At 59.8% G+C, this 12,128-nt stretch carries 10 protein-coding genes; 8 read left to right on the forward strand and 2 right to left on the reverse strand.

Going from position 1 to position 12,128, the window contains the following annotated elements:
• Positions 1 to 199: 199 nt before the first annotated feature.
• Genes uvrA through FZ934_RS07410 form a run of 3 tightly spaced genes read left to right on the forward strand, consistent with a single transcriptional unit; the run spans position 200 to position 4,406 of the window.
• Positions 200 to 3,124: an excinuclease ABC subunit UvrA gene (gene uvrA / locus FZ934_RS07400; protein WP_153270533.1), complete on the forward strand. Its 2,925-nt coding sequence runs from the start codon at positions 200 to 202 to the stop codon at positions 3,122 to 3,124.
• A gap of 1 nt (position 3,125) precedes the next feature.
• A complete protein-coding gene (locus tag FZ934_RS07405; protein WP_153270534.1) occupies positions 3,126 to 3,578 on the forward strand; it encodes a GNAT family N-acetyltransferase in 453 nt (150 codons plus the stop codon).
• A gap of 21 nt (positions 3,579 to 3,599) precedes the next feature.
• Positions 3,600 to 4,406 carry a DUF72 domain-containing protein gene (locus FZ934_RS07410; RefSeq protein ID WP_153270535.1) on the forward strand — a complete coding sequence of 269 codons (807 nt, stop codon included), beginning with the start codon at positions 3,600 to 3,602 and terminating at the stop codon, positions 4,404 to 4,406.
• Positions 4,407 to 4,411: 5 nt separating this feature from the next.
• On the opposite strand, the gene FZ934_RS07415 is transcribed toward FZ934_RS07410, so the two are convergent.
• Positions 4,412 to 5,887, reverse strand: a complete 1,476-nt coding sequence (locus FZ934_RS07415) for an NAD(P)H-hydrate dehydratase (RefSeq protein ID WP_153270536.1) — start codon at positions 5,885 to 5,887, stop codon at positions 4,412 to 4,414.
• 342 nt (positions 5,888 to 6,229) lie between these two features.
• Between FZ934_RS07415 and FZ934_RS07420 the strand changes: the two genes are divergently transcribed.
• From FZ934_RS07420 to hspQ, 3 genes are all read left to right on the forward strand, one after another.
• A complete protein-coding gene (locus tag FZ934_RS07420; protein WP_003579240.1) occupies positions 6,230 to 6,568 on the forward strand; it encodes a P-II family nitrogen regulator in 339 nt (112 codons plus the stop codon).
• A gap of 57 nt (positions 6,569 to 6,625) precedes the next feature.
• Positions 6,626 to 8,035: a type I glutamate--ammonia ligase gene (glnA, locus tag FZ934_RS07425; RefSeq protein ID WP_153270537.1), complete on the forward strand. Its 1,410-nt coding sequence runs from the start codon at positions 6,626 to 6,628 to the stop codon at positions 8,033 to 8,035.
• 153 nt (positions 8,036 to 8,188) lie between these two features.
• Positions 8,189 to 8,518, forward strand: a complete 330-nt coding sequence (hspQ, locus tag FZ934_RS07430; RefSeq protein WP_153270538.1) for a heat shock protein HspQ — start codon at positions 8,189 to 8,191, stop codon at positions 8,516 to 8,518.
• A 113-nt stretch (positions 8,519 to 8,631) separates the two neighbouring features.
• On the opposite strand, the gene FZ934_RS07435 is transcribed toward hspQ, so the two are convergent.
• Positions 8,632 to 9,285, reverse strand: coding sequence for an invasion associated locus B family protein (locus FZ934_RS07435; RefSeq protein WP_056814419.1), 654 nt, complete (start codon positions 9,283 to 9,285; stop codon positions 8,632 to 8,634).
• Positions 9,286 to 9,552: 267 nt separating this feature from the next.
• Between FZ934_RS07435 and FZ934_RS07440 the strand changes: the two genes are divergently transcribed.
• Positions 9,553 to 11,358, forward strand: coding sequence for an extracellular solute-binding protein (locus FZ934_RS07440; RefSeq protein WP_153270539.1), 1,806 nt, complete (start codon positions 9,553 to 9,555; stop codon positions 11,356 to 11,358).
• A gap of 91 nt (positions 11,359 to 11,449) precedes the next feature.
• Entirely contained in the window at positions 11,450 to 12,121 is a 672-nt protein-coding gene (locus FZ934_RS07445; RefSeq protein ID WP_153270540.1) for a DsbA family oxidoreductase, read from the forward strand.
• Positions 12,122 to 12,128: the final 7 nt, after the last annotated feature.

Consider the following 12,128-nt stretch of genomic DNA (forward strand, 5'->3'; position numbering starts at 1 on the left):
TACCTTAAACCATAGAGCTCCCGCCCGGGGCGTCCATCACAGGTTCATCCACAAAGAAATTTGTTCTTTATTTGTTCTATTTTATCCCTATGATCCTGTCAATCGAATCGAAAACCTCTCAGCAGATGGACATTCAGCCTCGACTCGCCAGCCGGCATCACTAAATAAGGGGCTTGTTCCAGCACAGAAGCAGAAGACGATGAGCGAACTGAAGACGATCTCCATCCGCGGCGCGCGCGAGCATAATCTCAAGGGCATCGATCTAGACCTGCCGCGCAACAAGCTGATCGTCATGACCGGCCTGTCGGGCTCGGGGAAATCCTCGCTCGCCTTCGACACGATCTACGCCGAAGGTCAGCGCCGGTATGTCGAGAGCCTGTCGGCCTATGCACGCCAGTTCCTTGAGATGATGCAGAAGCCCGACGTCGACCAGATCGACGGCCTCTCCCCGGCGATCTCGATCGAGCAGAAGACGACCTCGCGCAATCCGCGCTCGACGGTCGGCACCGTAACCGAAATCTACGACTACATGCGCCTGCTGTTTGCGCGCGTCGGCGTCCCCTATTCGCCAGCAACAGGCCTTCCGATCGAGAGCCAGACGGTCAGCCAGATGGTCGATCGCGTCCTGGAATTCCCGGAAGGTACGCGGCTCTATATCCTTGCCCCGCTCGTACGCGGCCGCAAGGGTGAGTATAAGAAAGAGCTGGCCGAGCTGATGAAGAAGGGCTTCCAGCGCGTCAAGGTCGATGGCCAGTTCTATGAGATCGCCGAGGCGCCGACCCTCGACAAGAAATACAAGCATGACATCGACGTCGTCGTCGATCGTATCGTCGTGCGTCCGGACATGGCGTCGCGGCTGGCCGACAGCTTTGAAACCTCGTTGAAGCTTGCCGACGGGCTCGCGGTCGCGGAATTTGCCGACAAGCCGTTGCCCGTCGAGGAAACAGCAGCCGGCGGTTCCGCCAACAAGTCTCTGAACGAGACCCACGAGCGCGTGCTGTTCTCGGAGAAGTTCGCCTGCCCGGTTTCAGGCTTCACCATTCCCGAGATCGAGCCCCGTCTGTTCTCGTTCAACAATCCGTCGGGCGCCTGCCCGACCTGCGACGGGCTTGGCTCGCAGCAGAAGATCGATGCCGATCTCATCGTACCGGAAACGGAGCGCACGCTGCGGGACGGCGCTCTCGCTCCCTGGGCAAAGTCGTCGTCCCCCTATTACAACCAGACGCTCGAAGCCCTCGGCAAGCATTTCGGCTTCAAGCTCGGCAGCCGCTGGAGCGACCTGTCCGAAAAGGCCAAGGACGTCATCCTCAACGGCACCGAGGAGAAGGTCGAGTTCCATTATGCCGATGGCGCCCGCTCCTATACGACGCACAAGAATTTCGAAGGCATCATTCCCAATCTCGAGCGCCGCTGGAAGGAAACGGATTCCGCCTGGGCGCGCGAGGAGATCGAACGCTTCATGTCGGCGGCGCCCTGCCCGGCCTGCGCCGGCTATCGCCTGAAGCCGGAAGCGCTGGCGGTCAAGATCAACAAGCTGCACATCGGTCAAGTCACGGAGATGTCCATCCGTGTGGCACGCGACTGGTTCGAGACTCTGCCGGCGACCTTTAACGCCAAGCAGAACGAGATCGCCGTCCGGATTCTCAAGGAGATCCGCGATCGCCTGCGGTTCCTCAATGATGTCGGCCTTGAATATCTCAGCCTCTCGAGAAACTCCGGCACGCTGTCGGGCGGCGAGAGCCAGCGTATCCGTCTTGCCTCGCAGATCGGCTCCGGCCTGACTGGCGTCCTTTACGTTCTCGACGAGCCGTCGATCGGTCTGCACCAGCGAGACAATGCCCGTCTCCTGGAAACGCTGAAGCATCTGCGCGACATCGGCAACACTGTCATCGTCGTCGAGCATGACGAGGATGCCATCCTGCAGGCCGACGATGTCGTCGACATCGGCCCTGCGGCAGGCATCCACGGCGGCCAGGTCATTGCCCACGGCACGCCGCAGGATATCATGGCCAATCCGAAATCGCTGACGGGCAAGTACCTGTCCGGTGAACTCGGCGTTCCCGTGCCCGACGAGCGGCGCAAGCCCAAGAAGGGCAAGGAGATCAAGGTCGTCGGCGCGCGCGGCAACAACCTCAAGAACGTCACGGCCTCCATCCCGCTCGGCGTCTTCACGGCGGTTTCAGGCGTTTCCGGCGGTGGCAAATCCACCTTTTTGATCGAGACACTCTACAAGTCCGCGGCCCGCCGCGTCATGGGCGCGCGCGAAATCCCCGCCGATCACGACCGCATCGACGGCTTCGAGCATATCGACAAGGTGATCGATATCGATCAGTCGCCGATCGGACGCACGCCGCGATCGAACCCGGCGACCTACACTGGCGCCTTCACGCCGATCCGCGACTGGTTTGCGGGCCTGCCGGAGGCAAAGGCGCGCGGCTACCAGCCCGGCCGGTTTTCCTTCAACGTCAAGGGCGGCCGCTGCGAGGCCTGCCAGGGCGATGGCGTCATCAAGATCGAGATGCACTTCCTGCCCGACGTCTACGTCACCTGCGACGTCTGCCACGGCAAGCGCTACAATCGCGAAACGCTCGATGTGACCTTCAAGGGCAAGTCGATTGCCGACGTTCTCGACATGACCGTCGAGGAAGGCGTCGAGTTCTTCACGGCGGTGCCGGCCGTGCGCGACAAGCTGCAGGCCCTCTTCGATGTCGGCCTCGGCTACATCAAGGTCGGCCAGCAGGCGAATACGCTGTCGGGCGGCGAGGCCCAGCGCGTCAAGCTTGCCAAGGAACTGTCGAAGCGCTCGACCGGACGCACGCTCTATATTCTGGACGAGCCGACGACGGGTCTTCACTTCCACGACGTCGCCAAGCTGCTCGAGATGCTGCATGAGCTCGTCAACCAGGGCAACTCCGTCGTGGTGATCGAACACAATCTCGAAGTCATCAAGACGGCCGACTGGGTGCTCGACTTCGGTCCTGAGGGCGGTGACGGTGGCGGCGAGATCGTCGCCTCTGGTACGCCGGAGGCGATCGTCAAGGAGAAGCGCTCGTATACCGGCCAGTTCCTGAAGGAGCTTCTGGAGCGGCGCCCCGCCAAGAAGACCGTGGTGGCGGCCGAGTGACATGCTGAGGCAGGCGAACGCTTCCGATCTAGAGGTTGTTCGCCGTCTCACGATGAGTGCCTACGAGTCCTACGTTTCGGCCTTCGGCGGCGAACCGCTGCCGATGACCGAAGACTATGGGCCGAGAATTGCCGATGGCGAAGCCTGGCTCCTTGATATCGAGGGAGAGGCGGTGGGGCTTGCAGTGCTGGAGCGGCATGCCGACCACGCAATGCTTTTCAGTATCGCCGTTTCTCCAGCACACCACGGCCGCGGTATCGGCCGCACCATTTTGGGCTGGGTCGAAGACAAGACGCGTGAATGGGACCTTCCAGAGCTGCGCCTTTACACAAACGCGCGCATGGAACGGAACATCGCGATCTATACGGCCTTCGGTTTTCAGGAAACGGGTCGACGTCCCAATTCCCGAAGACCAGGGTGGGTCATAGTCGACATGACAAAGAAGATCGCCTGAACAGGCGCAGGGAGGATGGCAATGAGCAAGACAGGCAGCATACGCGTCGGCATCGGCGGCTGGACATTCGAGCCGTGGCGGAACCACTTCTTCCCGTCGGACCTGAAGCAGAAGGACGAGCTGCATTATGCCAGCCGCCAGCTCAAGGTCATCGAAGTCAACGGCACCTATTACAGCTCGCAGAAACCCGAGACCTTCGCGAAATGGGCGGCTGACGTCCCTGATGGTTTCATCTTCTCGCTGAAGGCCAGCCGCTTCGTGACCAATCGCCGGGTGCTCGCCGAAGCCGGCGAGTCGATGGAACGATTCCTGACGCAGGGGCTGACGGAGCTCCGGGATCGCCTCGGCCCGATCCTCTGGCAGTTCGCGCCCACGAAGAAATTCGACCCCGATGATTTCGAGGCCTTCCTGAAGCTGCTGCCGGCCAAGCAGGACGGGCTTCCACTGCGGCACGTCGTCGAAGTACGGCATGACTCCTTCAAGGTACCCGAGTTCGTGGCACTGCTTGAGAAGTACGGCGTCGCACCTGTGGTCGCCGAGCATTTCGACTATCCGATGATACCGGATGTCACATCGGACTTCGTCTATACGCGACTGCAGAAGGGGTCGGACGATATCCGCACCTGTTACGCCGAGGCCGACCTGAAAGCCTGGGCAGAGCGCCTCGATCTATGGGCAGCAGGCAAGGTTCCGAAAGATCTGTCGTTGATCGATGATAACAGGAAGGTCGAGGAGAAACCCCGCGACGTCTTCGCTTTCATCATTCATGAGGGAAAAGTCAACGCGCCGTTCGGCGCAATTGCCTTGCAGGAAAAGGTCTCGGCCTGACCTCGTCAGGGGGGAAGCACCTGCGATACCACATCTTCCGCCGTCAGCCCCTTGCCTGCGCGCATCCCCGCTTCGCCGTGCAGGTAGACGCCCGCGGCCGCAGCCTCGAAGGCAGGCGCACCCTGTGCCATCACCGCGCCGACGATCCCGGCGAGCACGTCGCCTGACCCGGCTGTGGCAAGCCAGACCGGAGCATTGGTGTTGATCAGTGCCCGACCGTCGGGCGAAGCGATCACCGTATCCGCGCCCTTGTAGATGATAGCAGCGTTGGCACGCTTGGCAGCCGCTCGCGCTTTGTCGACCTTCCCCTTGGTCTCGTCTCCGGCAATATCGGGAAAGAGCCGCCCGAATTCCCCTTCATGGGGTGTCAGCACAAGGCGAGGCGGCCCATCGGCAAAGAGCGCGAACAGTTCCTCCGGGTTCTCGCGGAAAGAGGAAATGCCGTCTGCGTCCAGCACCAGATGGCGATCCCGCAGCGCAGCCACGAAGCGGCGTGCCTTCTCACCAGCGCCGAAGCCCGGACCGAGTACGAAGGTCTGCAGTCTCTTATCCTCGAGCCACAGCTCGAGCGCTGCTTCGTCATCGACCTCATGCAACATGATGGCCGTCAGATGCCCGGCATTTTCCGCGAGCGCCTCGGTAGGCGACGCGATCGTCACAAGGCCCGCGCCCGCCTTCAGCCCGGCCATCGCCGACATGCGGGCGGCTCCCGTCTTCCCGGCCTCGCCGGAAAAGACCGCAAGGTGCCCGCGCTTGTATTTGTGCGTTTCCTGTTCCGGCGGGAGCAGCGAGCCGATCCAACGCTCCGGCCGGTTTTCAGCGAGCCGATTGACGACCTTCGAACGTATGATCCGCGCGGGGATGCCGATGTCGAACACCTCGACATTCCCGCTGTACTCGCGGCCCGGAAGAAGCAGATGGCCGGGCTTGCGCGTCATGAACGTGACCGTCCGGTCCGCCCTGAAGGCCGCTCCGAGCACCGAACCGGTGCGTCCATCGATCCCAGAGGGAAGATCGATCGCAAGCACGGGAAGCGATGCACCGGCGACTTTCCCGATCACGTCGGCGACAACCTCGCCCACATCGCGGGAAAGCCCGGCCCCAAAGATCGCGTCGATGATGACGTCCCCCTGCCGCGGCTCGCATTCCGCGAGCGGCGTGCTGCTGCCCGCCCATTCCAGCCGGGCTCGAGCGGCATCGCCCTTCAGGGCTTCGGGATCGCCGAGATGAAAAACCGCGACATTGATGCCCGTCTCCTCCAGGCAGCGCGCTGCGATGTATCCGTCGCCCCCATTATTCCCTGGGCCACAGAGAACAACGGCGCGGACAGCACCGGGATAAAAGCGCAAAAAGGAAGCAGCGACGGCTGCACCGGCACGTGCCATCAAGCCGAAGCTGTCCATTCCAGACTCTGCAGCGGCGGCATCGACTGCCGCCATTTCGGCGGGGCTGAGAAGAAGGTCGGAGAGGCGTTCGGTCATCAAGCCATTCAACCAGAAACCGCCCAAATAACAATCACTTCCACGGAAATTATGTCGTCTGTTTTTTGTTCATTTGCACTCTTTTTAATCACCAAGTTAACCGCGCAAACATTGCTGAGAACAATTGAATATTCATGATTTCAGATAAAAATTTACGTCAGAGCTGATTTTTTCGTCCATTTTTCTCGAAAAACATTCCGAGTTGCGCCGAAAACAGGCGTATTTCCGCTTCCTCGCTCAGTTTTCCCGAAAATTCCGCTTTCCAACTGGCACGATAACTGCATCATGTCGCTCAGCGGGTTTGGACCTGCATTAACGGGAGAAGCGGAGAGTCATTTTCTCATGAAAAAGATCGAAGCGATCATTAAGCCCTTCAAGCTCGACGAAGTGAAGGAGGCCCTTCAGGAAGTTGGTTTGCAGGGCATCACAGTCACGGAAGCGAAGGGCTTCGGTCGTCAGAAAGGCCATACGGAACTTTACCGTGGCGCTGAATACGTCGTGGATTTCCTGCCCAAGGTGAAGGTGGAAGTCGTGCTGGCAGACGAAAACGCGGAAGCCGTCATCGACGCCATCCGCAAGGCTGCGCAGACCGGCCGCATCGGGGACGGCAAGATTTTTGTGTCCAACATCGAAGAGGTTATTCGTATCCGTACCGGCGAAACCGGTATCGATGCTATCTAGCCTTTGTCGCCCACAGGCGAAAAAACGTATCGTCATCTCAAATAAAGGAACTATTTAATGGCGACCGCAAGCGAAATTCTCAAGCAAATCAAGGAAAACGACGTAAAGTTCGTCGACCTGCGCTTCACCGATCCGAAGGGTAAGCTGCAGCACGTAACGATGGACGTTGTCTGCGTCGACGAAGACATGTTTGCCGATGGCGTCATGTTCGACGGCTCCTCGATTGGCGGCTGGAAGGCTATCAATGAATCCGACATGGTGTTGATGCCGGACCCCGAAACGGTTCACATGGACCCGTTCTTCGCGCAGTCCACCATGGTTATCCTCTGCGACATTCTCGATCCGGTTTCGGGCGAAGCCTACAACCGCGATCCGCGCGGTACCGCCAAGAAGGCTGAAGCCTACCTCAAGGCCTCCGGCATCGGCGACACGATCTTCGTTGGCCCGGAAGCCGAATTCTTCATCTTCGATGACGTTCGCTACAAGGCTGACCCTTACAACACCGGCTTCAAGCTCGACTCCACGGAGCTGCCGTCCAACGACGACACCGAATACGAGACCGGCAACCTCGGCCACCGTCCGCGCGTCAAGGGCGGCTACTTCCCGGTTCCGCCGATCGACAGCTGCCAGGACATGCGCTCCGAAATGCTGACGGTCCTGTCGGAAATGGGCGTCACCGTCGAGAAGCACCACCACGAAGTGGCTGCTGCCCAGCACGAGCTCGGCATCAAGTTCGACACGCTCGTCCGCAACGCCGACAAGATGCAGATCTACAAGTACGTCGTGCACCAGGTCGCCAATGCCTATGGCAAGACGGCAACCTTTATGCCGAAGCCGATCTTCGGCGACAACGGCTCGGGCATGCACGTCCACATGTCGATCTGGAAGGGTGGCAAGCCAAGCTTCGCCGGTGACGAGTATGCAGGCCTGTCCGAGAGCTGCCTCTACTTCATCGGCGGCATCATCAAGCATGCCAAAGCGCTGAACGCTTTCACCAACCCGTCGACAAACTCCTACAAGCGTCTCGTCCCGGGCTATGAAGCACCGGTTCTCCTCGCCTACTCTGCTCGTAACCGCTCGGCCTCGTGCCGCATACCATTCGGCAGCAACCCGAAGGCAAAGCGCGTCGAAGTCCGCTTCCCGGATCCGATGGCGAACCCCTACCTCGCCTTCGCAGCGATGCTGATGGCCGGCCTCGACGGCATCAAGAACAAGATCCATCCCGGTAAGGCCATGGACAAGGATCTCTACGATCTGCCGCCGAAGGAACTGAAGAAGATCCCGACGGTTTGCGGCTCGCTGCGCGAAGCTCTGGAGAGCCTCGACAAGGACCGCAAGTTCCTGACCGCCGGCGGCGTCTTCGACGACGACCAGATCGACTCCTTCATCGAATTGAAGATGATCGAGGTCATGCGCTACGACATGACCCCGCATCCGGTCGAATACGACATGTACTACTCGGCCTAACAGCCAGCCACCGGGAGCCCGGCCCTGCCGGGCTCCCTCTCCGTCGTCACGGATCGCCACAGGCGGATATGACACTCATGTGACGCAATCCCTCACAAATCTTGATTTGAGCGAGGGCAATCACCAAATTGGGTGATGAAAGGAAGTCGTACCATGAAAGAAAGAGTAGCAAAGTTCAGTATCGGCGAAGTGGTTCGGCACAAGGTTTTTCCGTTTCGCGGCGTCATCTTCGACGTAGATCCGGAATTCGCCAACACCGAAGAATGGTGGAACTCCATCCCCGCCGAAGCGCGTCCGAGCAAGGATCAGCCTTTTTACCACCTGCTCGCCGAAAATGATGAAAACGAATACGTCGCCTACGTGTCCGAGCAGAACCTGGTGAACGACGAAAGCGGCGTCCCGCTTCGCAACGAGCAGGTCTATCAGATATTCGATATGGCACCGACGGGTCAGTTCAAACCCAAGATGAGCTTCGCCCACTAGATCGTCGGTATAGTCTTTCCAACCCCGCTTCGGCGGGGTTTTTCTTTTCCGGCAGGGCAACAAAAAACCCGGCACAAGGCCGGGTTTTTCGATATTGCGAATGCGGCGCCGGCTTACTGAGCCTTGGCAGCCTTCTGAGCGTCTTCGAGCTTCTTGCGCGCTTCGTCAGCCTTCTTCTGCATGCTGTCCTGCAGGCTCTTCTGGCTTTCTGCGAGCTTCGAGGCGGAAACGGCTTCGCCGTCAAATGCGCCCGTGAAGCCTTCCAGAGAAATCTTGATCGGGTTCGGCGCACGGCGGAAGTTGATCGAGGTCAGAACCAGGTCGGTGCCCTTCTTCAGGCTCGCAACCATGGCATCCGTCAGCGGGATCTGCGCGACGCAACGGTCAGGCATGCACATCAGGTAATCGATCTTCTGCGGCTTGCCGCCGTCGATCTGCATGCCAACACCTGGCGGGATCAGACGTGCCGGGGGAACAGAAACCTGCAGGCTCTTGTTGTTGATCTTGCCGGAAACGGTGATGAGACCAACGCCGGTGACCAGCTGGCCGCCGCCTGCCAGGACGACGTTCTGAACAACGCAGACGTCGTTGTCTTCCTGCTTGCTGCAGGTCTTGTACCAGCCGAGGCGCGGTGCGCCGGCAGCCTGGGCCGGAGCGTCGGTCGAAGCGTCCTGTGCGTAGGAAGACACCGGAGCCGCCGCGGCCCCAAGCATCACTGCCAGAACGGACAGCGCTGCCCGCGTTTTCTTTTCAGCCTTGAACATCATAACGAATTCCGTCTCCTGAAATCCCTTAGGGACGACAACGTGCCATCCTCACCAACAGGGTTGTTCGCACTCCACCTCTTAAAACAATGAGGCAAATGCATGACCCCCCGACTTCGGGTTCCCCTGTTACATTGCGTCGCGCTAGATATCCAGTATTTCTTTGGCCTTTTCAGGGTCGTTCGAAAGAATTCGGCGCGGATGGTGAATTGCGGTGGCTGCGTGATAGTCTGGCACCGAATCGTGCCGTTCCCGGAAAGGACCTCAACGATGCTCCGGATCGTTCTTCCCGTCATTTTTACGCTTGTTGGCAGCACCGCGCTGGCCGAACCCGTGCACGGTATTGCCATGCACGGAGAGCCCGCCCTGCCCGGCGATTTCAAGCATCTCCCCTATGTCAATCCTGATGTGAAGAAGGGCGGCAAGATCAACTACGGTGTCGTCGGCACCTTCGACAGCCTCAATCCCTTCATCCTGAAGAGCATGCGCACGACGGCGCGCGGCATGTGGGATCCGGAGTATGGAAATCTCGTCTTCGAAACGCTGATGCTGCGCTCGCGCGACGAGCCCTTCACACTCTACGGCCTGCTCGCGGAATCGGCGGAGTGGGACGAGGATCGCACCTATATCCAGTTCAACCTCAATCCCGCCGCCAAGTGGTCCGACGGGCAGCCTGTAACGCCTGATGACGTCATCTTCAGCTTCAATCTGCTCAAGGACAAAGGTCGCGTTCCCTTCAGCACGCGCCTGAACGCCGTCGAGAAGATGGAGAAGGTCGGTGACCACGGTGTCCGGTTCACCTTCAACGACAAGGCGGATCGCGAGTTTCCGCTGATTCTGGCTGGTTCGACCCCGATCCTGCCGAAGCATGCCATCGATCCTGACAGCTTCGACCGATCGTCGCTGACGCCGCCGGTCGGCTCCGGACCCTACAAGATCAAGTCGCTGAAGCCTGGCGAAAGCATCACCTTCGAACGCGACCCGAACTATTGGGGCAAGGACATCCCCGCAAAGGTCGGCCTCGACAATTACGACCAGATCACCGTCCAGTACTTCCTGCAGGACACCACCCTGTTTGAATCCTTCAAGAAGGGCGATGTCGATATCTACCCCGACGGCAGCCCGGGCCATTGGGCGAACGCCTACAATTTTCCCGCCGTGGCCTCCGGCAACGTTGTCAAGGACACGTTCGAACCGAAGCTGCCGAGCGGCATGTTCGGCTTCGTCTTCAACACGCGGCGTCCGGTCTTCAACAATGTGAAGCTTCGCGAGGGACTGTCGCTCATCTTCGACTTCGAATGGGCGAACAAGAACCTGTTCTCGAATGCCTATATCCGCACAGAGAGCTTCTGGCAGAACTCCGATCTGTCGAGCTTCCAGGTACCCGCTGACGAACGCGAACTGAAGCTGCTCGGCCCGATCAAGGACCGCATCGATCCGGCGATCCTCAACGGCACCTACAAGCTGCCGGTGACCGATGGATCCGGCCGCGACCGCAATGTCCTGAAGCAGGCCGTCGCGCTCCTCAAGGAAGCGGGCTACACGATCAAGAACGGCAAGATGAGCGACGCCAGCGGCCGACCGCTCGGTTTCGAGATCATGACGCAAAATACCGATCAGGAAAAACTGGCCGTGTCCTATCAGCGGTCGCTGCAACTCCTCGGCATCGGCGTGACGATCCGCACGGTCGACGATTCGCAATATCAGAGCCGTACGAACAGCTTCGACTACGACGTCATCGTCAAATCCTACACCTCGTCGCTGTCGCCTGGGATCGAACAATTGGGACGCTGGTCCTCAGCCGCAAAGGATCGCCAGGGAACGGACAATTTCGCCGGCGTCGCCGATCCCGATGTCGATACGCTGATACAGCATATCCTCACGGCGCGTTCGGCCGAGGACTTCACCGCCGCCGTGCGTTCGCACGATCGCATGCTGCTGTCAGGCCACTATGTCCTGCCGCTTTATCACGTCGATCAGCAGTGGGTCGCGCGCAGCAAGCGCATCGGTCATCCGGATACGGTGCCGCTCTATGGCTACCAGCTGTCGACCTGGTGGGATCAGAGCGCACAATAGGCAGGTTCCCTTTTACTGCCTGGTTGAACTCTTCCGCCGCAGGTCCTAGATGGCGGGAAAGGTTTCGGTTTTCAGGAAAAGGGAAAAGCCCATGGAACGCATTACCATCGACGTTGTTTCCGACGTCGTCTGCCCGTGGTGCTATCTCGGCAAGGCGCGGCTCGAGCTTGCGATTGCCGAAGTTCAGGACGAAGTCGGCGTCGATATCAACTGGCGCCCCTATCGTCTCAATCCCGACTATCCGCCTGAGGGCGTGGACCAGAAGAAGGCGCTCGAGCAGAAGCTTGGCGGTGCCGAACGCGTGGCTCAGGGCCACAAGATGCTGTGCGAACTTGGCCGTGAGGTCGGCATCAACTTCGATTTCGAAGCCATCAAGATCGGCCCGAACACGCTCGACGCGCACCGCCTGATCCACTGGGCGATGATCGAAGACCGCGACAAGGCGGACAAGGTCGTCAACGGCCTGTTCAAGGCGAACTTCGAGGAAGGCCGCAACGTCGGCGATCATGCCGTGTTGCTCGACATTGCCGAGAAGGCCGGCCTCGATCGCGCGGTCACTGCATCGCTGCTCGCCTCCGATGCCGACAAGGCCCTGGTCGTTGAAGAGGTCGAATCCGCACAGAAGATGGGCGTCAACGGCGTACCGTTCTTCATCTTCGATCAGCAATACGCCGTCAGCGGCGCGCAGACGCCCGACGTGCTGGCAAGCGCGCTGCGTGACATTGCCAAGGCGAAGGCCGAAGCGCGCGCTGGCATGAATTAATAGCGGC

It is taken from the genome of Rhizobium grahamii, from assembly GCF_009498215.1.
GTDB lineage: Bacteria > Pseudomonadota > Alphaproteobacteria > Rhizobiales > Rhizobiaceae > Rhizobium > Rhizobium grahamii_A.